Raw genomic sequence first — 22,896 nt, 5'->3', positions numbered from 1 at the left:
GTTTATCGTGTTTAATATCAAACCTTATATTGGCATCAGAATGCACGTTGGTATGGCATGATGCCAGACTGCAACATTTTTCTGCTACCCAGACTATGATTGTTACTTAAGCCACGAAGTTCAAAGTTAAATGACCATTTGTTGTCATATTCGCTATTGTTGTCTTTCCAACCAACAATCTTACGTTCATAGCCAACATTAATTGCCCAGCAACAAGTGTTGTACTGTAGCCCTACTAACTGACTTGCCGGTTGCTGTTCTTTGGTATCGTAATAGTAAGCACCTACTAAACCCCAGCGCTCACTTAACGGCCAACTTGCAACCAGACCGACTTGGGAGATCCCTTGCTGGAAAGCCGGAGCACTCTTAGCTGTAGCTTGGATATAATCTCTGTCAACAAAACGATAGTTCAACTGCACAAGTCGGTCTTCATCACGGCGATATTCTAGTACTGCATTCCCCATCGTTACGTTGCCCAGGCGAGTATCGTACTGCATACCACCTTTCAAGCCCCAAGAATCATTAATTTTCCAGTAAGTATCACCTGCCCAGGTCATCATGCCGGTACTATCTTTACTGTTGATGATGGTTTCTTTACCAGTGCGTGGACGTTCAAAGTAATAGATTTGACCTAATGACAGGTTAAAACGTTCAACCAAACTTTCATCATAAATACGGGTAGTGAGACCGGTAGTCACTTGATTGGCCGATGAAATACGGTCCAGGCCACCATAAAAGCGGTCACGGAACAGGCCGTTGTAATCAGTTTGCAGTAAAGATGAGTCGAAATTATTGATATTATCTTGGTCTTTGTATGGCACATACAGATACTGAACCTGCGGTTCTAGCGTTTGGGTGTAATTGTTGTTCAGGTACGTTGAACGCTCAAATACCATTTTGGCTTCGCTTTTGAACTGTGGCAGAACCCGGTTAACAGATTCTTTATATTCAGCATTCTCGGTAGCTTTGGGAATATCCTGCTGATAGTGAGTCGCCATCAGCTTAACTTCATTATTCATACTGGCCCAACCATTGGAGAGTGGCAGGTTAATGGAGGGCTCCAGATGCCAGCGGGTTGCTTCCGGGTTATTTTTACCTACACTGGTAAATTTTGCCGCCTGACCATAAACTTTAAGGTCAAATGGACCCAGATCGTTTTTGTAATAATTCAAATCTAACTGTGGTTCTGCTCTGTAAGCTTTTCTACTGGTATCTTTAGAAAAAATCTGGAACTGTTTAGTTGATAGCGTGGCATTCCAGTTTTGTTGAGCATAGCCCAGACTAAATTTTTGTGTGGCATAGCCATCGGTGGTGGAACCATATTGAGAGCTGAAATCAGAAAAATATTCGGGATCACTGACTTTGGTATAGTCGATATTAAAACGCCATACCCTATCCATCACACCACTGTGTCTCCAATAAAATAACCAGCGATTATCACTTTCTCTGGCGGTACGTGTGTTTGTCTTTTTGTCTTTGACATACTGTTCGTCGTTATTCAGCCAGTCGAGAGCAAGGGTACCTGTGCCTGCTTTGGTTAAGTAACGGAATTCATTATCCAGTTTTAAACCACGTTTACTGATATAGTGCGGTGTAATTGTGGCATCATAATTTGGTGCAATATTCCAATAATAAGGCAGCAGAAATTCAAAGCCGTCATTTTTGGAATAGCTGGCGTTAGGAATAAGAAAACCGGAACGGCGTTTATTACCGATCGGTAATTGAAGATACGGACTGTAAAATATGGGAACGTTAGCCACCCTGAAACGGGCATTCCATATTTCAGCCACTTCTTCTTCGCGATCGAGAATGACTTCGGAGCCGACAACGCTCCAGCTATCATTACCCGGCAGGCAGGAAGTAAAAGTACCGTTATCCAGAATGGCATAACGGTTTTCACCACGCAGTTTCATTTTGTCTGCGGTGCCGCGTCCTTGACGCCCGACCATCTGATAATCACTTTGATACATATCGGTATCTTTATTATTTAAATTAGACCAAGCGCGTGGACCTTTCAGAATAATCAGGGGATCATCATAATGGACATTGCCCGTTGCAGTTACGGTTCTTAACGGAACTTTATCTTCTGTTTGATCAAGTTGTACCTGATCGGCAGTCAGGGTTTTATTACCCTGTTTAATATTAACATTACCGATAAATTTAGCGGAACGCGGATAATCTGCGCGTGAATCATCTGCCAGAATATTGATAGGAAGTTGATTTAAATCGCCATTAATGATTGGCTGATCATAAACAGGTATACCCAGCATACACTGCGCTGCGAGATCAGCATGTGCATACTGACCATAAAGTGCGGCCCATACCGTTGTGGCCAGCAAAGTTGGATAACATTTCTTCATAGATATTTATGCGGTTCCGTCATCAGTGGCATTATGCCGGGCAAACCTCAAGAGACTAGCGTACTCAATGAATATACGCCAGTGTAAAGTCATACCTTTACTTATACCCGTCATCTTTCAAGTTGCTTCTTTGTTGGCTGCACTCACTCACCCCGGTCACATAGTTAGCTATGCTCCCGGGGATTCGCTCCTTTGCCGTCGCGATGCATCTTGAAATCCATAGGGTATATCTTGCCGTTAGGCACAGAGCTGAATGAATAGTATGATAATGCAAAACTACACTCAGAGCATTGGTGAATTGAGGAGTATATGCATTATTGGGGAAAATTGCTTGGGCTGATCTTTGGTGTTGTGTCTGGAGCAGGCTTCTGGGGTATTGTCATTGGTCTATTTATTGGCCATATGCTTGATAGGGCCAGTGTACGGAGAAACCAAGGTTTTTTTGCAAATAATCAGTCTCGCCAACTGCTATTTTTCAGCAGTACTTTTCAGGTGATGGGCCATATTACTAAATCAAAAGGGCGGGTGACTGAAACAGATATCCGGCTTGCGAGCCAGTTAATGGAACGAATGCAACTTCACGGGCAAGCCAGGATTGCGGCACAGCAGGCTTTTCGTGAAGGTAAAGAGCCCAATTTTCCTTTGCGTGAGACACTAAGACAATTGCGTCGAGCCTGTTTTGGCCGGTCTGACTTAATTCGCATGTTTTTGGAGATCCAGTTACAGGCGGCATTTTCTGATGGTCAATTGCATCCGAACGAGAGGACGGTGTTGTTTATTATTGCTGATGAACTTGGGATCTCTCGTAACCAATTCGAACAATTCCTTGCCATGATGGAAGGTGGCCGCAATTTCGGTGATGGAGGCGAGTGGCAGCAACGGCAGTATGGCGGTTATCAGAAGGCTGCGCAGGGGCCAACACTCGCGGACGCCTGTAAGGTGTTGGGGGTGCGTGAAAAGGATGATGCGACGACAATTAAACGTGCCTATCGTAGATTGATGAGTGAACATCATCCGGATAAGCTGGTAGCAAAAGGTTTACCACCGGAAATGATGGAGATTGCTAAACAAAAGGCCCAGTCAATTCAGGCTGCCTATGATCTCATTAAAAAAGAGAAGGGTTTTAAATAGCCCATTTTTTATTTTTAAAAACATGCCACTAAATATATAGGGGAATAACATCCCCTACGGCTGTTGAGTTTATTTTTTATTCCTCTAAAATATTAGAATATTTTATGTTTTATTTTGTTTTAACTTAGGAGGAATGCAAAAAATGGCAAATATCCGTGTTCTTTTGGCTTGTTGTGGCTTGGCCTTGTGTCTGATATTGGCTTCATTGGATTCGGTTACTGTATTTGTCTATTAATTAAAAATCGGCTTTACACTGAAAATGCATTGGCGTTCCATAGACCGGATGTGTGATATATAACTCTTGTGCATGTAATTGCAGGCGAGGTGCCATTGCTCTTGCCTGCTGATGAGCGTAAAACTGGTCTCCCAAAATTGGGTGCTCAAGTGCTAGCATATGTACTCTGAGCTGATGTGAACGACCAGTGATCGGTGAGAGTTTTATTCGAGTTGCCTCATCTTCGTAAGCGAGTACTTCGTACTCAGTCTGGGCTGATTTCCCGGTTTCAAAACACACTTTCTGCTTTGGCCGATTCGGCCAGTCACAAATCAGCGGTAAATCGACAAGACCCGTTTCTGGTTCCAGACGTCCCCAAACCCGAGCAATATAGGTTTTTTCCGGCTCTCGTTCACGGAACTGACGTTTCAATTCACGCTCTGCATCTTTGGTCAGTGCAACTACCATTACGCCGCTGGTTGCCATATCCAGCCGGTGAACAGATTCTGCGGCTGGAAACTGTTGTTGTATCCGCGTCATAATGCTGTCTTTATGCTCTGCTGCCCGACCGGGAACAGAAAGTAGCCCACTGGGTTTATTGACCACAATGATATATTGATCCTGATAGAGCACATGTAACCAGGGATCGGTAGGAGGATTATAAGCTTCCATTGAGGCTCCGGTAGCTGAATATTAGGGGGAGGCGCGGGAATAGGGTTCTTAGTAAAGGTTACCCTATCCCGGTCCAGCCTCCGGGTATTACTAATATTTACTGATGTGTAACGACAACAAGGCGAATAGCATCCAGACGCCAACTTGCCTGATTTAAGTTAAGCAGTAACTGTTGGCGATTGGCTTCAATGGCTTCCAATTCATCATCACGAATATTTGGATTGACCGTCTTTAATGCTTCCAAACGGGAAAGTTCAGCAACAAGATTTTCATCTGCTTCCTGTTCTGCTTGTTCAATCAATGATTTTGCCTGAGTTTCGACTAAACCTTCGGCTTGTTGCAAAATAGCGTGAACTTCCTTTTGTACCGCATTGACCAGTTTACTTGCAGTATGACGATTCACTGCATTAAGCTGGCGGTTAAAGCTTTCAAATTCCACTTGATCAGCTAGATTATTGCCTTTCAGGTCCATCAGTATCCGCAATGGCGTTGGTGGAAGGAAGCGGGTCAATTGCAGGCGTTTAGGGGCTTGTGCTTCAACGACATAGATCAGCTCTACCAGCAGGGTTCCAACAGGTAATGCTTTATTTTTCAAAAGGGATACTGCACAGCTACCCGTATCACCGGAAAGGATCAGATCTAACCCATTACGGATAATTGGGTGCTCCCAACTGATAAACTGGGCATCTTCACGGGACAGTGACTGTTCACGATCAAAAGTGATAGTACAACCATCTTTTGGTAATCCAGGGAAATCTGGGACCAGCATATGATCGGATGGTGTCAGCACTATCATATTGTCATTGCGATCTTCCTGATTGATACCAACGATATCAAATAAGTTGAGAGAGAAGTTCACCAAATCAGTATCATTATCATACTCTGAAATTTTTTCTGCCAGTCGCAAACCATGCTCGCCGCCATTGGAGTTCATTTCCAGCAGCCGGTCACGGCCTTGCTCCAGTTGCTGTTTGAGTTGCTCATGTTGCTGACGGCACTGATCAATAAATTCACCAAATTTTTCTTGGTCCTGATTATTGGGTTTGGCAAGATAGTTCAGCAGAGTTTCATAATAGTGATCGTAAATAGTACGACCGGTTGGGCAGGTATGCTCGAATGCATCCAAACCTTCGTGATACCAACGAATCAGGACTGCTTGGGCGGTGTTCTCCAGATAAGGCACACTAATTTGGATATCACGGCTTTGGCCGATACGATCCAGACGTCCGATACGCTGTTCCAGTAAATCTGGATTGAATGGTAAATCGAACATCACTAATTGGTTGGCGAACTGGAAGTTGCGGCCTTCTGAGCCAATTTCGGAGCATAGTAATACCTGAGCTCCTTCTTCTTCGGAAGCAAAATAGGCTGCGGCGCGATCACGTTCAATCAGTGATAGACCTTCATGGAAAACAGCACCACGAATCCCTTCTCGCTCACGTAGTACCTGTTCCAATTGCAGAGCGGTGGTTGCTTTCGCACAAATTACCAGCACTTTTTCATGGCGATTTGCCATCAGAAAACCGAGTAGCCATTCTACGCGAGGATCAAAGTTCCACCAGGTAGCGTTTTCGCCTTCAAACTCTTGATAAATTTGTTCTGGATAGAGCATATCCCATGCGCGTGCTTCCAGCGATTTTTTAGCGCCCATAATATCGGAGACTTTAATGGCGGTCTGATATTGGGATGGCAGAGGTAACTTTATCTGGTGCAATTCCCGATGGGGGAAGCCTTTCACACCATTACGGGTATTACGGAACAGAATACGACTGGTGCCGTGGCGATCCATCAGCATGGAAATCAGTTCACGCCGTGCAGTTTCACTTTCACCACTATTACTATTGGCAGCTTTCAGCAGAGGCTCAATATTCTGCTCACTAATCAACTCACCCATTAGGTTTAATTGATTATTATTAAGTTGTTCACCTGATAACAGCAGTGTGACAGCATCGGCAACTGGACGATATTTTTGTTGTTCGTCAATAAAAGTCTGATAATCGTGGAAACGGTTTGGGTCAAGTAGGCGTAGACGGGCAAAATGACTTTCCTGTCCTAGCTGCTCTGGTGTTGCAGTCAATAGCAGCACACTTGGGATCTGTTCAGCTAATTGTTCGACAACCTGATATTCACGGCTAGGTGCATCCTCGCTCCAGACCAGATGGTGAGCTTCGTCCACCACCATCAAATCCCAGCTGGCTTCAAGCATATGCTCAAAACGCTGTTTATTACGGCGGGCAAAATCCAGTGAACAGAGTACCAATTGTTCTGTTTCAAATGGATTATCGCTATCGTGCCGTGCTTCGATATAGCGGCTATCGTCAAACAGGGCAAAGCGCAAATTGAAACGGCGCAGCATTTCTACCAACCATTGATGTTGAAGACTATCCGGCACAATCACCAGAACACGTTCAGCACGACCGGCCAGCAATTGCTGGTGGATGATCATCCCGGCTTCGATGGTTTTACCCAAACCGACTTCATCGGCCAACAGAACTCTTGGTGCGTAGCGCTTGCCGACTTCATTTGCGATGTGAAGTTGATGAGGGATCAAGCTTGCGCGGATACCCCGCAAACCACTTTCAGCCAGTTTAAATTGTTCGCTTTGGTATTTACGGGCGCGAAAACGTAAGGCAAAGCGGTCCATACGGTCAATCTGACCAGCAAACAGGCGATCCTGTGGTTTGTTGAAGGTAAGTTTACTGTCAAGGAACACTTCGCGCAGACTGATATTTTCTTCCAGAGTATCAAGTCGTGTGCCCGTATAAATCAGCAGGCCATTTTCTTGTTGGATTTCATCTACTTTGAGTTGCCAGCCTTCATGGCTGGTGACAACATCTCCCGAGTTAAACATAACACGGGTAATAGGAGAATCATTGCGTGCATAGAGGCGGTTTTCACCGCTGGCAGGAAAGAGCAAAGTGACCATTCGTGCGTCCAGTGCAACAACGGTTCCTAATCCAAGTTCGCTTTCTGTATCGCTGATCCAGCGTTGACCGAGGGTAAATGGCATAAATTTTAACTCAGTTTCTGTTAGATAATGTTATTCATGGGTGGAGGACGACAGCTTTTTATTTGATTTAACGGAGATAATGGGCAGACAGCAAGACACCCCGTTATTTCCCTTATCACTCGTCAAAGGGGCGATATGTTAATGGAAGCAAAGCCAGTCGTCACCTGCAAAAAATAGTCATCAGCCAAAAGGCGTTACTATCTGTCCGGTGAGCGAAATTGTAAAGTCATCCTGTAAAGCGGCAGGATAGCATCAGCGATAGGCTGAATTTGCTGGTTAATATCGTGATCATAGTCCGGTGATAAATGCAGATTTTCCAGTAGTTCTGGCTCGGAGAGTGTCATGACATAGCTTATCCTGCCACTATTTTGATACGGCAAAGACCGGTGATATTACAGATTTTACTTATCTGCCAGCGTTGCTGTTCTCTCATGTGGCGGTACATTGTGCTGATAGTCAGACAGTTTACGGCCTAATCTTTTACAGTAGGTTAGTTTATCATCAAATTTTCCTTCCAGGGTACTGATAATATGGTGAGAATAAATTTATGGTAAGGATTTCGGTTAAAAACCAGTGAATACAGTTGTTTCTGGAAAATTAGCGTTAGACTGGCACAGCCAGTACGTACTGCTTCCAGATTTTTAGTATTAACCATGCCTATATAGCATCGGTTTTCATGCCTAGAATAGCTGCTTCAGGAACAGTGCCGGCAACCAGCGTATTTGTTAAGCCGTCATAATGGATATTGCCATCAACGATTAATAAAGCGCGATCAGCTATACGAGCGGCATCATCCAGATTATGGGAAACCATCAGTAATGTAAGTTGGCGTTCATGGCAAACTTGTTCCAGCAATACCAGCATTTCATTACGCAGTGCCGGATCTAGGGCAGAAAAGGGCTCGTCAAGTAATAAAATTGGCTGTTGGCGTACTAGACAACGGGCTAATGCTGCCCGCTGCCGTTGTCCACCAGAAAGTTGAGCTGGCAGACGGGGCAGACAATCTTCCAATGAAACTTGAGATACTATTTGCTGTAATGTCTGTTTCTGCGTGCTATTGAGACGTAATCCGGGATGTAAACCTAGCCCGATATTCTGCTCAATTGTCAAATGAGAGAAGAGATTATTTTCTTGAAACAACATGGAAACCGGGCGTTGAGCAGGTGATGTGCTGGTATGATTTTCTCCGTTCAGCCATAGGGAGCCTTTTTCTGCTGTTTGAAAGCCGGCGATTAAGTTCAGGAGTGTACTTTTACCCGCCCCACTAGGGCCTAGGATTGCGATACGTTCTCCGGCCTGAATGTGTAAGTCAAAGCGCATCATCAGATGTTCATAGCGGTAAGTCAGATTTTCAAGTTTGAGCATTACGTGGTCTCGGTAAGCGTTCAAGTAAACTAAACAGCGTAAAACATAACAATAACAGCAATAAAGCAGTGATCGCGCCATCCTGACTACGATAAGCCCCGATTTGCTGATAGAGGTAGAAGGGCAGGGTACGGAAATCTTCATTACCAAACAGCGCGACAACGCCAAAATCTCCAATGGAAAGGACACAAGCAAAGGCCAGTGCTTGTGCCAGCGGAACTTTTAGTGCTTTTAGTTCAATCCAGCGCAGTCGGTTAATACCTTGGATATTCAGGGAGCGACACAGTGGATTATAGCGAGCCGCCAGATCTTTCATTGGATTATCCAGAACTTTCAGTGCATAAGGAATTGCCATCAGTGCGTTGGTTAAAATCACCAGACCGTAGGGTGAACGGGGCAAGCCGACGGTATCATTGAGCAACAGAAAGAATCCTGTTGCCAATACAATGCCTGGCATAGAGAGGATTAACAAACCACTCATCTCCATTGCTTGTCCCCAATGGGGGGAATGACGCAGGTACAGCTCACGGCTGCTCCACAGCAGCATCATAGTGAATAAAACGCATAATAACCCCGCGCCTAAAGCAATCACCGCTGAGGTGATAAAGGCTCGCCACAATGCAGGTTGGCGTAATACATTAAGCAACCCGCTGTTAAGGCCATCCACGACAACGGCCAGCAATGGTGGCACGAGTAGTAATAATGCGGCGATAATTAACAAGCTGTCGCAGATTTTTCTCAACAGAGTATCTTGTGGATTACGCCATTGCTGTTGGTTGCTGTAGCCGACAGATAGAGCACTGTTAAGTTTCTGACTGAGGAGCACAAGGCCAAGGCAGCAGGTAATCTGAATCAACGCCAGTAACGCGGCACGGTTGAGATCGTAGTCATAGCTTAACGCCTGATAGATTGCCAGTTCGACAGTTGTTGCAGCAGGTCCGCCACCTAACGCCAGCACAGTCGCAAAACTGGCGAAACAGAGCATAAAAATCAGTGCACCAGTGGGCAGGATCTGGCGGCGTAGATAAGGCCATTCAACAAAACGGAAATGTTGCCATTCATTCATACCTAGCTGCGCCGCTAATTGCCGTTGTTCCACCGCAATGTTTTCCAGCGATTGCAGTAAAAGCCGTGTTGCCAGTGGCATATTAAAGAAAATATGTGCCAGCAAAATGCCTGATAAACCGTAAGGGGTGAAAGGGTAATCGATGCCGATCCATTTGCAGAACTGAGCCAGCCAGCCGGTTCTACCATAAACCGTCAGAATGCCGAATAGAGCGACTAGCACGGGCAAAACCAGCGTCATAGCACACAGGCGCAGAAAGAGGGTCCGGCCTGGAAAATGACGGCGATAGAGTGCTCTGGAAAGAAAAATAGCCGGAATGACAGAAAATAGTGCTGATAAAAAGGCTTGCCAGAATGTGAAACGTACCACGTGCCACAAATAGCGATCTTCTATCAATAAATACCAATCACTTGCAGGTGAATTAAACCAGAGCGTCCCGAATGCCAGTAAGGCGACCAACAGTAAAAAACCGGCGGCAATCGCCCCCGGTAACAGCCATCCGGCTATCAGCGGCTGACAGCGCTTTGCCATGTACGAATCCATTGGTTACGGTATTTTGCGACTTCTTCCGCGCGATATTGTAGCGATTTTTCGGGTATGGAAAGCTGCAAATATACTTCCGGGAGTGGGATATCAATGACCGGATACATCCAGTTAGTGGTTGGAATTTCCTGTTGGAAAGTTGGCGTCAGCATAAACTGCATAAATTTCTGGGCAAGTTCCGGTTGCTTGCTGGAGGCCAGTTGTGCGGCCACTTCGATTTGAAGGTAATGACCTTCACTGAATGTAGCCGCAGTGTAATCGTCATTCTTCTCAGATAACAGGTGGTAACCCGGTGAAGTGGTGTAACTCAGCACCAGATCGCCTTCTCCTTTGAGGAACAGACCATAAGCTTCGCTCCAGCCCTTGGTAACGGTGAGTGTTTTCTTTGCCAGCTTTTGCCAGGCTTGTGGGGCATCATCACCGTAAATTTTCTGCATCCATAACAGCAAACCTTGCCCCGGTGTGCTGGTGCGAGGATCTTGATAGATCACTTTCCAGTTATTGTGGCTGTTGATGAGCTCATCCATGCTTTTTGGTGGGTTTGGTAAAGTCTTTTTGTTGTAAATGAAAGCAAAATAGCCATAGTCATAAGGAATGAATACCTTGTTATTCCATGACACTGGCAGTGTCAGTTTGCTGGTATCCACTTGACTTTCAGTAAACAGCCCTGTTTGTTGGGCTGCTTGAATCAAGTTGTTATCCAACCCAAGAATAATATCGGCAGCAGTACGCTTGCCCTCCATTCTTAGGCGATTGAGCAAGGAAACACCGTCTTCCAGAGCAACCAGTTTCAGTTCACAGTGACATTCAGCTTCAAACGCTTTTTTAATTGCGGGCCCGGGTCCCCATTCAGTGGCAAAAGAATCATAGGTATAGACCGTTAATACTGGCTTGGCCTGTACAACTTGACTTAATAGCAACGCAGGAGCTGATAGGGCTGCCAGTACGATTAATTTGGAAAATAACGTCTTAAACACTTTGCTCTCCTTAAATTAAGAGGATTGGCAAAGGATTTGAGGAAGCGCTAAACGGCAAGATAACGTCTGTGAAATAGTTAGCAGCTCAAATCCCTACGCCGGTATTAGCCGGATCAGGTTCGGCGGGTTTACTCTCAGCAAGGCTGTTTTAAACAGCCAGCACCCCGTTGAGATGGCGCTATTGTAGAGATTTAGCTAGCGACTGCAAAGTCCAATGATAGAGGTTTACCACTTGAGGGTAGTGTGAAACAATTAGTCATCTTTCAAATTTAGTTTATCGAGGTAGTCTGGTGATCGATGATGATGGCTACCGCCCGAATGTAGGAATTGTAATTTGTAATCGGCAAGGCCAGGTTTTGTGGGCCCGGCGTTATGGGCAGCATTCCTGGCAATTTCCTCAAGGGGGAATTAATCCGGGGGAATCACCAGAACAGGCTATGTACCGGGAACTGTATGAAGAAGTGGGGTTAGGTCGGAAAGATGTACGCGTTCTGGCCTCTACTCGTAATTGGTTACGTTACAAATTACCCAAGCGTTTGGTGCGTTGGGATACACGACCTGTCTGTATTGGTCAAAAGCAGCGATGGTTTTTATTACAACTGCTCTGTAATGAAGAAGATATTAATGTGCAACACAGTAATACCCCAGAGTTCGATGGTTGGCGTTGGGTCAGCTATTGGTATCCTGTTCGGCAGGTAGTCTCTTTTAAGCGTGATGTTTATCGGCGCGTGATGAAAGAGTTTGCTTCGGTTGTAATGCCAATGCAGGAAAGCGTATCTCTGCCACGTTCTTCGTATTCTTACCGTCGTAAAAGAAGTTAGGTGAGTTCCATGCTCATGCGTTTACGGGAAATTGTTGAAAAAGTTGCTATGGCAACCAATCTGGCCGAAGCGCTTGAGCTATTGGTGAACGAGACTTGTCTGGCAATGAACACGGATGTCTGTTCTATCTATCTTGCTGATCATCAACGGCGGTGTTATTACCTGATGGCAACTAGAGGGTTGAGGAAACCCCGAGGAAGGGCTATCAGTTTGGCTTTTGGTGAGGGCGTTGTCGGGCAAGTTGGTCAATTGTCTGAACTGATTAATCTGGCGGATGTCCGCAGCCATCCAAGTTTCAAATACTTGCCTCAAGTTAAAGAGGATAGCTTTCGCGCTTTTTTGGGCGTTCCCGTGGTTTACCGCCGTCAATTGCAAGGTGTTTTGGTCGTTCAGCAGCAGGAACAACGCTTGTTTAATGAAACCGAAGAGTCCTTTATGGTGACGCTTGCGACACAACTCGCGGTGATCCTTGCTCAAGCTCAGACTAAAGGCTTGTTTGGTCGATATCGGCAGACCAGAATTAAAGCCTTGGCAATTTCCAATGGCATCGTGATGGCTCAGGGATGGCAAGATTGCTCCCAACCCTCACTTGACCAAATTTTTGAAGCCTCAACTCTTGATCATGCAGCAGAACGTTCTCGTTTAATTCAGGCACTGGAAGATGCAATAGCAGAATGTCGTCGGCTCAGTAAACGTTTTACCGTGGGTTCTCAAAAAGAGAGCGCCGCGATTTTTGATCTTTATTCCTACCTTTTGAATGATCCCCAGTTGAAACAAGATCTGTTCTCCTGTGTTGAACAGGGCTCTGTTGCGCAATGGGCCGTTAAACAAGTTATTGAGAAATACGCAGAACAATTTTCCAGCTTGCAGGATGCTTATATGCGGGAAAGAGCATCAGATTTACGGGCACTTGGACAGCGATTATTATTTCATCTGGATGATTCACTTACTGCCAGTCATCAATGGCCTGAATGGTTCATTCTGGTTGCAGATGAACTGAGTGCTAACCTATTGGCAGAAATGCCGCAGGAAAGATTAGCAGGGGTTATTGTTCGTGATGGCGCAACTCATTCACACTCTGCCATATTGGTTCGAGCAATGGGTATTCCGGCCATTATGGGGGCGGATATCCAGCCGGAACTCCTGAACAATCGTATGCTAATTCTTGATGGTTTCCGTGGGGAAGTCTTCATTGAACCTGAGCCACTGATTTCGCAGGAATATAAACAGATTATCGAAGAAGAAAAGGCACTTAGCAGATTGGCTGAGGGAGATGTGGAGCAGGAAGCACGGTTAAAAAGTGGCGAGCGCATTTTGGTTCAGCTTAATGCGGGTTTGAGCCTGAAATATGAGTTGCAGATCAGTAATAGTATTGATGGTGTTGGACTCTATCGCACCGAAATACCCTTTATGCTGCACTGTGGTTTCCCATCAGAAGATGAACAAAAAGCGCGTTATCAGGAGATGTTACAATTATTTCCCGATAAACCGGTGGTACTGCGTACACTTGATATTGGTGCGGATAAACAACTGCCTTATATGCCGATCAGCGAAGAGAACCCTTGTTTGGGATGGCGTGGTATACGAGTGACGCTGGATCAACCGGAAATTTTTCTTATCCAACTGCGGGCAATGCTCAGAGCTAACGCTGATATGGGTAACCTGAAAATCCTGCTGCCAATGGTGACGAGTGTAGAAGAAATTGATGAAGCTAAGCGATTGGTAGACAGAGCGAAAGAGGAAGTTGAGCAAATGCTGGCGCGCCAAATATCTATGCCTCAGCTCGGTGTCATGATTGAAGTTCCTTCGATGATTTTTCTGTTGCCACAACTCAAAAACAGAGTCGATTTTGTGTCTATTGGCACCAATGACCTAACACAATATCTATTGGCAGTGGATCGGAATAACACTCACGTCGCTTCTCTTTATGATTGCCTACATCCGGCGGTGATTCGGGCATTAAAACTAGTATTTGAAAATAGCCAGCGGGCAGGTCTTACGATCAGCATTTGTGGTGAAATGGCAAGTTTCCCTATGGGAGCGCTGTTATTGATTGGTCTTGGCTATCGCAGTTTGAGTATGAGTGGTTGTAGTGTGCCAAGAATTAAATATTTATTACGTCATCTGGAGTTGGCTCAGGTTGAAAAATTAATGGCCGAAATCCTACAAGCTGAAACCAGCCTAAGAGTGAAGGAGCTGTCAGCAACATTTATGGAGCAGCATGGGGTGGGCGGTTTGGTCAGAGGTGGCATTTAATCCGTTTAACGGCCTGTGCTATGATTCTCAATCACTTGCCTTAGGGCATTAACGCTAAATATTAAGTGGGGAAAGATGAGTAACAGCTACCTGGCATTTCCTAATATTGACCCGGTCATTTTTTCAATAGGTCCAATAGCCCTCCATTGGTATGGTTTCATGTACTTGGTTGGGTTTGTATTCGCCATGTGGCTAGCGACACGCAGGGCAGCGAAACCCAATAGTGGTTGGACAAAAAACGAAGTAGAGAACTTGCTTTATGCAGGTTTTGCTGGCGTATTTGTTGGTGGCCGTCTGGGCTACGTCCTGTTTTATAATTTCCCTGCCTTTCTCGACAACCCCCTTTATTTGTTTAAAGTTTGGGATGGTGGGATGTCTTTCCACGGTGGTTTAGTGGGGGTTATCTGCGCAATGTGGTGGTTTGGCCGCAGAACGAAACGCCATTTCTTACAAGTTGCTGACTTCATTGCCCCGTTAGTCCCTTTTGGTTTAGGCATGGGGAGAATCGGTAATTTTATTAACGGCGAGTTGTGGGGACGTGTCACATTGGATACGCCGTGGGCGATGTTATTCCCAAGCTCCCGTGGTGAAGATATTGCATTGGCTGCAACCGATCCCTCACTGTTATCAGTACTTGAGCAATATGGTGTTCTGCCACGTCACCCTTCACAGCTTTATGAAATGGCGTTGGAAGGGATCGTTCTGTTCATTATTTTGAATTTATATATCCGTAAACCTCGCCCAATGGGCAGTGTTTCCGGTTTATTCTTAATTGGCTACGGTATTTTCCGAGTGATAGTCGAGTTCTTCCGCCAACCAGATGCACAACTGGGCTTATTCGACGGGATCAGTATGGGGCAAATTCTTTCTATACCAATGATCCTGGCGGGAATATTAATGATGATATGGGCATATAAACACCAAGGTAATAAGGTACAAGAGGTAAAATGAAACAGTATCTGGACTTAATGACAAGAGTGCTTGCAGAGGGCACTCCGAAAGCAGACCGCACCGGGACGGGGACACTCTCGATTTTCGGGCATCAGATGCGTTTCAATTTACAGGATGGTTTTCCACTGGTCACAACTAAACGTTGCCATATCCGCTCAATTATTCATGAACTTCTCTGGTTCTTGAATGGTGATACCAATATTAAATATCTGCATGAAAATGGGGTGACTATTTGGGATGAATGGGCGGATGAAAACGGTGATTTAGGGCCGGTATATGGTAAGCAATGGCGCGCATGGAGTACCGCAGATGGCCGCCAGATTGACCAATTGAAAACTGTACTGGAACAGCTTAAAAGCGATCCAGATTCACGTAGAATTATTGTTTCGGCTTGGAACGTTGGTGAATTGGATAAGATGGCATTAGCGCCATGCCACGCTTTCTTCCAGTTTTATGTTGCGGATGGCAAACTTTCCTGTCAGCTTTACCAGCGCTCCTGTGACGTATTCCTTGGCTTACCGTTCAATATTGCCAGCTATGCATTGCTAGTTCATATGATGGCGCAACAGTGTGATTTGGAAGTAGGCGATTTTGTCTGGACCGGTGGTGATACGCACCTTTATAGCAACCATATGGAGCAGACAAAATTACAACTCAGCCGTGAACCGCGTTCACTACCAAAACTGGTGATAAAGCGTAAACCGGCATCACTTTTTGATTATAAATTTGATGACTTTGAAATAGTTGATTATGACCCACATCCAGGAATAAAGGCCCCGGTTGCTATTTAGCGGTTGCGGTTAAAATAGTGCTTCTATGTTCGTCGACAATCTGGAGGAACAATTTATAATAAATTGTTCCTCTTTTCATTTTGATGATATAATATACAGATACGTAGAAATTAAGAGGAAAAAGACCATGAATACTATTTCCCAAAAAAAAGCTAGGGATCTGCTTAGTAATCCAAAGCATTTCGAGGGTGGTGTGTTTATTACCAAAAACGGGATATCTGAATTGTTTATTCAACCAATGGCAGAACGTGAGAGAGAGTTGGCCGAAAGAGGCGTAGAACGACAGGCGATAGCATTGCTTAAAATCGCGATGTTGTCTAAGAAAGATACTATAGAAGGTAGAAAAATGACACTTGAAGAAGCACTTCGTAGGCGCAAGGAACGTCGGGTGTGATATATAAAGTTCAAATTACCGAAACAGCCTACCAGACACTTTCTATTATTGAAGACTACAAGGCTAATACTATAGGGTTGGAAGCAGCTCAGAATTTGGTGGATGATTTATTAATTGAATCATCGGAACGGATAGGGGAGAACCCGTTAGCATACGGCTATTGTTCAATGTTGCTGGATAAAGGAATGCAATTTCACCAATGGCTTTCCAAAGATCGGCAATTTCGTGTTATTTATGATGTAGTTGGGGATGAAATTCAAATATTGGCATACGCAAGCACAAACCAAGATTTAATTGCCCTCTTGTACCAACTACTGATCATACACTGATATACCCGTTATCTTTCAAGTTGCCTCTTTGTTGGCTGCACTCGCTCACCCCGGTTACATAGTTCGCTATGCTCCCGGGGATTCGCTCCCTTGCCGTCGCGATGCATCTTGAAATCCATTGGGTATATATTTAAAACATTGAACGCTATACTTAATAAAATATTCTCAATTAATTATTTTCTGGTCTGATATTATTTATCTTTATAGAATAAATTAATAGTAATAACATCCTCATGTCAAGCACTCAATATTTTCTTTATTATGTTCATGAAGATTCTTCCTCATAGCCATATAATCTTACAATGTATGAAAATAATAAGAAACAAAAATAACTATTCTCGTTGATTTTTGCGAAGCTCTACGCAATTTAAATGTAACAATGATAAACTATTATTTTTTTATTGATGCACTCTCGCATAAAATTTAATTGTGTATTTATTTTGTGTTTAAAATGAATAAAATGTTTTACGAAAGGAAATAAGGAATTATCAATGGTAAATAATATGAATATAATCGGCCATTATAATATTGATAATCAATCAGGTTTTTCTTTATTGGAATTAATGGTCGTTATTGTTTTGGTGTCAATATTTTCCTTATGGGGCGTACAGGAATGGGGCTATCACCAGGAAAGAGTCAGGTTACAGGAATCAGCACAGAAGATATTGACATTTATATCTAGGCAACAATCTTTGGCAAATTATTTGAACAAAAGGGTGATATTGTGGTTGAAAACTGGCAAGGATTGGTGCATAGCGTTCTCTAATTCGGTATTAGCTAATTGTAATTTAGAAAATGTTGAGGGAATAAACTCACCCTATCAGGATGTTATTATCAGTTCAGCAACCAAGGATCAGATAGAGTTTCATGGAATAAGAAACACCATGATACCTGCGAGTTTTACTTTGGCGAATTCCGCAGGTGAAATATCCATTATTTTTTCTTCACGAGGTAGGATAAGATCATGTAGTAATAATAAGTTTAATCAAATTCCAGCTTGTGATTAGTTAAATTTTTCCCACTATACCCTATGGATTTCAAGATGGATCGCGACGGCAAGGGAGCGAATCCCCGGGAGCATAGATAACGATGTGACCGGGGTGAGTGAGTGCAGCCAACAAAGAGGCAACTTGAAAGATGACGGGTATAAATAAGAGATACTTTAATTGGAATAATGAAACATAAAAACCAATCTGGAATGACATTATTAGAGGTTATTGTAGCAATGGCTATTGGTAGTATTATCTTACTGGCGATTGCTAAAAGTTACCCTATTTTAACTAAACAAATAATGGAGTTATATCAGAGATATCGGTTAGGCTATTTTGTTAAACAAACGTTACATATTATAGAAAAGGATATTCGCCGTGCTGGATATTGTCAGCATTATTGTGATGGAAAGCCAATATTCATCGATAATAAAAGTGATGAGAGTGAGGATTCATGTCTGATTATTGCATACGATCTTAATATAAATAACCAATGGGAGCCGCCAGAACACAGTGAATCGGAATTCTTTGGCTATCGTCTTAGCAATAAGTCAGTAGAGTGGAAAAGGGGGGCGGGTAACTGTCAGGAAAATGGCTGGGAAAGGCTGTTTGATCCAAATGAGATAGTGGTAGATTCCTTTAAAGCTGAAAAATTACCGGCAAAAGATGGCTTAGTTTTTATCAAATTGGTACTTATTGCACATTGGTTTAAACATCCATCGATAAACTACCAATATCAGTCAGTAATACGTTTGCGCAATATCAGGGGATAAGTACCGTGGCTGAGCATTCTCCACATGTCTGTTTTCAATATCAGCAAGGTAATGTATTGCTCATTTCAGTGCTGATATTATTGACCGTTAGCCTGATGATGTTAAAGGCTTTGCATCATCATCTGGATAACGCTTTAATCATGATGGTCGATGAACGCAGATATCTAAAAGCTTTTCAGCAAGCAGAATCTTCATTGGCATGGGGAATCGCTCAGTCATGGCCACTTCATAGTAGTCAAATAGAAGATAGTAATAAAACAGAAGAGTGGTATTGCCAGCAACAACAAGAATTTCATTTGACCAGTTGTTTAAAAAGGCAATCGAGTCATTTTTTTCTACTAAAAGGTATGGCTGATGTGGCACCCGGGCAATCTGTTGGATTATATCAATGGATGAAATTACACTCATTTGGTGGAGATGATTCTCTTATTCCGGTAGAGAGTGGTTGGCTGGATTTTTGTCCTGAGGTAGATGTGGGATTTTGTTCATGAAGTCAGAGCTTTTTTATGAGCATCAAGCAGGCATGAGTTTGCCCGAAGTAATGATTGCTGTTATGGTTTTTTCGGTCTCTTTATTGGGATTAATGCGTTATCATCAGGCGTTATTATTTGGGTTTCAGCAACATTGGCAGCAATCAAAGGCAGATAAATTATCTTATGGATATCTGGAACAATATGAATTAATTGCAGGTCAAAATGCTTTACCAAAAATAACATTGCCACCGGGATGGCATGCTGAATTTCAGACGGCCTATCCGTTGTCTAGCTGCTATCAGCTTACAGTTATAGTGACAACGCCTTATAATCAGCAAAGTAAAGCAAGCCGATTGATTTGTTCAAATGGGAGTTCTGATGTTTAAGGTTTATCATTCTAATCAATTAGATCTTCTTAAGGAACTGATGGCAATATTGATCGGGGATAACCCACTGACTGATCCATTTGCGCAAGAAGTCATTTTGGTACAAAGCCCAGGTATGTCACAGTGGCTGCAAATCCAACTGGCCGAAAGAATAGGCATATCAGCTAATATTTCATTTCCGCTTCCCGCTACGTTTATTTGGGATATGTTTACCAAAGTATTGCCTGATATTCCTAAAGAAAGTGCTTTTAGTAAAGATGCTATGACATGGAAATTGATGGCGTTATTGCCTCAATTGTTGCCTGAAGCAGAGTTTGTTGCACTCAGGCACTACCTTGATCAAGATTTTGATAAACGGAAGATTCATCAATTAGCTGGACGAGTTGCTGATCTGTTTGACCAATATCTCGTTTATCGCCCGCAATGGTTGGAAAGTTGGCAGCAAGGTCAGCTTATTGATGGCTTGAGTGATAATCAGTTGTGGCAGAAAAGATTATGGCTGGAACTGACGAAATATACTCACCAGTTACAACAACCTCAATGGCATCGTGCTAATTTGTATCAGCGTTTTATTTCGATACTGGAAAATAATACTGAACAGCAAAATAGTACTGATTTTTCAGCTTGTTTACCGAAACGGGTATTTATCTGTGGCATTTCTGCCTTACCACCGGTCTATTTACAAGCTTTACAGGCATTGGCACGGCACATTGATATTCACCTGATGTTTACCAATCCATGTAAATATTATTGGGGAGATATTCAGAATTATGCTTTTTTGGCAAAACTGAGTAGCCGTAAACCACGTCATTATAAGAGCGAACAGGAGCTGGAATATTTTAAAGATCCTGATAATGCTCAATCATTGTTTAACGGTGACGGTGAACAAGATGTCAGTAATCCCTTGTTGGCATCGTGGGGACGGTTGGGCCGTGATAATCTCTATTTATTGTCGCAGCTTGAGCAGAGTTCGGATATTCACGCTTTTGTTGAATTAGAACAGGATAATCTATTACATCAATTGCAAAGGGATATTCTCTATCTGGAAGATCATGCCCAAATTGGTTCAACAAAAGAAACATTTGAAAACAGTTTGAAAAAAAGAGTACTTGATCCGTTGGATCGTTCTTTATCTTTCCATGTTTGCCATAGCCCTCAACGTGAAGTGGAAGTTTTACAGGATCAGCTATTGAGATTATTGGAAGATAATCCATCGCTGACGCCAAGGGATATTATTGTGATGGTCGCGGATATTGACAGTTATACCCCCTATGTTCAGGCAGTATTTGGTAATGTCTCTGTTGAACGCTATATTCCATTTGCTATTTCTGATCGTAAAGCTCGTCAGGCACATTCGATTTTACAGGCATTTATTACACTGCTTGATTTACCTCAAAGCCGTTTTACAACAGAGCAGGTTTTAGCATTGTTGGAAGTACCCGCGCTGGCGAATAAATTTGACATACATGAAGATGGTTTGCGTTTGTTAAGACGTTGGGTTGAAGAATCAGGTGTTCGTTGGGGGCTGGATGACGATAATGTCGAAGAGCTATCTTTACCGGTGACAGGTCAGCATACCTGGCGTTTTGGACTGACCCGAATGTTATTGGGTTATGCAATGGATAGCCGATCGGGCCCTTGGAAAGAGGTATTGCCTTATGATGAATCCAGTGGTTTAGCTGCGGAGCTTGCCGGCCAATTGGCTGAATTTTTAATGCAATTAAGCTATTGGCGCAAAATTCTTGCTGAGAGCCGGGCATTAACGGGTTGGTTACCTGTCTGCCAGCAGTTGCTGGAAACATTTTTTGTCTCAGATAATGAGACTGAATTAGTACTAGCAATGATAGAACAGCAATGGCAGAAAGTCATAGTCAATGGCTTGAATGCCCGTTATCAGGAAAGTGTGCCATTGGTTTTATTGCGAGATGAATTGGCACTTCAGTTTGATAATGAAAAAATCAGTCAGCGTTTTCTCGCCGGATCTGTCAATTTTTGCACTCTAATGCCGATGCGTTCTATTCCCTTTAAGGTCGTCTGTTTATTGGGAATGAATGATGGTATTTACCCCCGTTCAATTCCACCGCTTGGATTTGATCTGATGGCGGAAAAAGGTCAGAGGGGAGACAGAAAACGACGGGATGATGACCGTTATCTATTCCTTGAAGCTTTGATATCTGCCGAACGGTTTCTTTATATCAGCTATATTGGTAAGTCTATTCGTGATGATACGGAATGTAATCCTTCCGTGCTGGTGAATGAATTACTGGATTATGTTTGCCAAAGTTTTTGTTTACCGGGAAATGAAAAACTGAATGTTGATGAAAGTGCTACCCATGTTAGAAAACATCTGTTGTATCTTCATGCCCGCGTTCCATTTGCACCGGAAAATTTTATACCGGGCAGTTATCAGCAAAGCTATGCCGGGGAGTGGTTACCGGCGGCAACTGAACAAGGTGCAGCATACGCTGAATTTTGCCAATCTATTGAAATGGCGCAAATTCAAGAAATTACACTTGATAATTTGAGCAGTTTTTACCGCCATCCCGTTCGGTTTTTTTTCCAACGTTGCTTGAAAGTAAATTTCGTTATTGAAGAAACGGAATTACCGGAGGAAGAACCTTTCGTTTTAGATAATCTTCAACGTTATCAGTTTAATCAGCTATTGTTAAGTGCACTAATTGAACAGCAATCGCCTGAACCACTTTTCAATCGGCTGCGTGCTGCTGGAGGATTACCTTTTGGTGCTTTTGGTGAGGTTTATTGGTTAAGACAGCAAAAAGAGATGCAGCCTTTGGCGGATAAAATTCGTGAACAACAAATGGAAACTTTATCTGTCGATTTACATCATAATTTAGGCCCGGTGATTCTGACAGGGCGTATTAATAAGGTGCAACCGGATGGCTTGCTACGTTGGCGGCCTGCCAGTTTGACAGCCAATGATGGCATGCAATTGTGGATTGAGCATCTGGCTTATTGTCTGACAGGTGGTGAGGGTGAAAGTCGCAGCTATGGGCGTGATGGCAACGAATGGCGTTTCGCTCCTGTACCTTCAGAGTACGCTAAAGATTATCTGAATCAATTGATTGAAGGCTATCAGCGAGGAATATCAGCACCTTTACCGCTGTTTTGTAAAAGTGGTTGGGCGTGGCTTTCAGCATGTATGAATAAAGAGACTGGTGAGATTGATGATAGTGATGAAATTCAATCAAAGGCTGAAAGTCAGTTATTGAAAGCATGGCTTGGCGATCAGGGACGCAGAGGCGAAGGGGATGATCCTTATATCCAACGAGCTTTCAGGCAAGTGGATAAATCATTTTTGGCAAAATTTAAACAGGAAGCGCTCAGTTATTTGTTACCGATAGCGCGATATCAGAATACATAGAGAGAATATCAGA

At 43.5% G+C, this 22,896-nt stretch carries 20 protein-coding genes and 1 riboswitch; of the genes, 12 read left to right on the top strand and 8 right to left on the bottom strand.

All coding sequences use genetic code 11. From position 1 onward, the window contains the following. Positions 1 to 35: 35 nt before the first annotated feature. On the bottom strand, positions 36 to 2,360 hold the full coding sequence (gene lptD / locus AACQ38_RS03065) for an LPS assembly protein LptD (RefSeq protein WP_011144989.1): 2,325 nt from the start codon (positions 2,358 to 2,360) through the stop codon (positions 36 to 38). Positions 2,361 to 2,457: 97 nt separating this feature from the next. Beyond that, positions 2,458 to 2,634 (bottom strand): hypothetical protein, encoded by a 177-nt coding sequence (locus AACQ38_RS03060; RefSeq protein ID WP_165577380.1) that lies wholly within the window; start codon positions 2,632 to 2,634, stop codon positions 2,458 to 2,460. A gap of 35 nt (positions 2,635 to 2,669) precedes the next feature. Between AACQ38_RS03060 and djlA the strand changes: the two genes are divergently transcribed. Continuing rightward, a complete protein-coding gene (gene djlA / locus AACQ38_RS03055; RefSeq protein ID WP_113025553.1) occupies positions 2,670 to 3,491 on the top strand; it encodes a co-chaperone DjlA in 822 nt (273 codons plus the stop codon). 235 nt (positions 3,492 to 3,726) lie between these two features. Here djlA and rluA read toward each other — a convergent pair whose 3' ends face one another. The 6 genes from rluA to thiB form a co-directional block, all read right to left on the bottom strand. Next, on the bottom strand, positions 3,727 to 4,377 hold the full coding sequence (rluA, locus tag AACQ38_RS03050) for a bifunctional tRNA pseudouridine(32) synthase/23S rRNA pseudouridine(746) synthase RluA (RefSeq protein ID WP_011144991.1): 651 nt from the start codon (positions 4,375 to 4,377) through the stop codon (positions 3,727 to 3,729). Positions 4,378 to 4,474: 97 nt separating this feature from the next. Then, complete coding sequence (rapA, locus tag AACQ38_RS03045) at positions 4,475 to 7,387, bottom strand: RNA polymerase-associated protein RapA (RefSeq protein ID WP_165577379.1); 2,913 nt, start codon at positions 7,385 to 7,387, stop codon at positions 4,475 to 4,477. A 197-nt stretch (positions 7,388 to 7,584) separates the two neighbouring features. Further along, positions 7,585 to 7,731, bottom strand: coding sequence for a hypothetical protein (locus AACQ38_RS03040; protein ID WP_158536423.1), 147 nt, complete (start codon positions 7,729 to 7,731; stop codon positions 7,585 to 7,587). Positions 7,732 to 8,044: 313 nt separating this feature from the next. Next, on the bottom strand, positions 8,045 to 8,752 hold the full coding sequence (thiQ, locus tag AACQ38_RS03035; protein ID WP_011144993.1) for a thiamine ABC transporter ATP-binding protein ThiQ: 708 nt from the start codon (positions 8,750 to 8,752) through the stop codon (positions 8,045 to 8,047). Then, a complete protein-coding gene (gene thiP / locus AACQ38_RS03030; RefSeq protein WP_165577378.1) occupies positions 8,739 to 10,349 on the bottom strand; it encodes a thiamine/thiamine pyrophosphate ABC transporter permease ThiP in 1,611 nt (536 codons plus the stop codon). Before thiP ends, thiQ begins: the two co-directional genes overlap by 14 nt. Beyond that, complete coding sequence (gene thiB, locus AACQ38_RS03025; protein WP_011144995.1) at positions 10,325 to 11,338, bottom strand: thiamine ABC transporter substrate binding subunit; 1,014 nt, start codon at positions 11,336 to 11,338, stop codon at positions 10,325 to 10,327. Before thiB ends, thiP begins: the two co-directional genes overlap by 25 nt. 72 nt (positions 11,339 to 11,410) lie before the next feature. After that, positions 11,411 to 11,515, bottom strand: a riboswitch (TPP riboswitch). A gap of 113 nt (positions 11,516 to 11,628) precedes the next feature. On the opposite strand from thiB, the gene rppH reads away from it, so the two are divergent. From rppH to recC, 11 genes are all read left to right on the top strand, one after another. Continuing rightward, complete coding sequence (gene rppH / locus AACQ38_RS03020; RefSeq protein ID WP_109791314.1) at positions 11,629 to 12,159, top strand: RNA pyrophosphohydrolase; 531 nt, start codon at positions 11,629 to 11,631, stop codon at positions 12,157 to 12,159. Positions 12,160 to 12,168: 9 nt separating this feature from the next. Then, positions 12,169 to 14,415, top strand: coding sequence for a phosphoenolpyruvate--protein phosphotransferase (ptsP, locus tag AACQ38_RS03015; RefSeq protein WP_011144997.1), 2,247 nt, complete (start codon positions 12,169 to 12,171; stop codon positions 14,413 to 14,415). Positions 14,416 to 14,490: 75 nt separating this feature from the next. After that, entirely contained in the window at positions 14,491 to 15,366 is an 876-nt protein-coding gene (gene lgt, locus AACQ38_RS03010) for a prolipoprotein diacylglyceryl transferase (protein ID WP_011144998.1), read from the top strand. Beyond that, positions 15,363 to 16,157, top strand: coding sequence for a thymidylate synthase (thyA, locus tag AACQ38_RS03005; protein ID WP_165577377.1), 795 nt, complete (start codon positions 15,363 to 15,365; stop codon positions 16,155 to 16,157). Before lgt ends, thyA begins: the two co-directional genes overlap by 4 nt. A gap of 127 nt (positions 16,158 to 16,284) precedes the next feature. Continuing rightward, on the top strand, positions 16,285 to 16,551 hold the full coding sequence (locus AACQ38_RS03000) for a hypothetical protein (RefSeq protein WP_011145000.1): 267 nt from the start codon (positions 16,285 to 16,287) through the stop codon (positions 16,549 to 16,551). Beyond that, complete coding sequence (locus tag AACQ38_RS02995; protein ID WP_011145001.1) at positions 16,548 to 16,880, top strand: type II toxin-antitoxin system RelE/ParE family toxin; 333 nt, start codon at positions 16,548 to 16,550, stop codon at positions 16,878 to 16,880. Before AACQ38_RS03000 ends, AACQ38_RS02995 begins: the two co-directional genes overlap by 4 nt. A gap of 491 nt (positions 16,881 to 17,371) precedes the next feature. After that, entirely contained in the window at positions 17,372 to 17,887 is a 516-nt protein-coding gene (locus tag AACQ38_RS02990; RefSeq protein WP_165577376.1) for a prepilin peptidase-dependent protein, read from the top strand. Between the two features lie 167 nt (positions 17,888 to 18,054). Beyond that, entirely contained in the window at positions 18,055 to 18,642 is a 588-nt protein-coding gene (locus AACQ38_RS02985; RefSeq protein WP_011145003.1) for a prepilin peptidase-dependent protein, read from the top strand. Between the two features lie 5 nt (positions 18,643 to 18,647). Further along, positions 18,648 to 19,133 carry a YgdB family protein gene (locus AACQ38_RS02980; RefSeq protein ID WP_109791321.1) on the top strand — a complete coding sequence of 162 codons (486 nt, stop codon included), beginning with the start codon at positions 18,648 to 18,650 and terminating at the stop codon, positions 19,131 to 19,133. After that, the gene (locus AACQ38_RS02975; RefSeq protein ID WP_165577375.1) at positions 19,130 to 19,501 is read left to right on the top strand and encodes a prepilin-type N-terminal cleavage/methylation domain-containing protein; all 372 of its coding nucleotides are present in this window, start codon (positions 19,130 to 19,132) and stop codon (positions 19,499 to 19,501) included. The genes AACQ38_RS02980 and AACQ38_RS02975 overlap by 4 nt, the downstream gene beginning before the upstream one ends. After that, positions 19,494 to 22,883, top strand: a complete 3,390-nt coding sequence (gene recC, locus AACQ38_RS02970; RefSeq protein WP_165577374.1) for an exodeoxyribonuclease V subunit gamma — start codon at positions 19,494 to 19,496, stop codon at positions 22,881 to 22,883. Before AACQ38_RS02975 ends, recC begins: the two co-directional genes overlap by 8 nt. Positions 22,884 to 22,896: the final 13 nt, after the last annotated feature.

Origin of the sequence: Photorhabdus sp. RW14-46, from assembly GCF_963887965.1 — a bacterium.
Taxonomy (GTDB): domain Bacteria; phylum Pseudomonadota; class Gammaproteobacteria; order Enterobacterales; family Enterobacteriaceae; genus Photorhabdus; species Photorhabdus laumondii.
The sequence above is the reverse complement of the archived record's forward strand: the minus strand, read 5'-3'. Positions and strand labels throughout refer to the sequence as shown.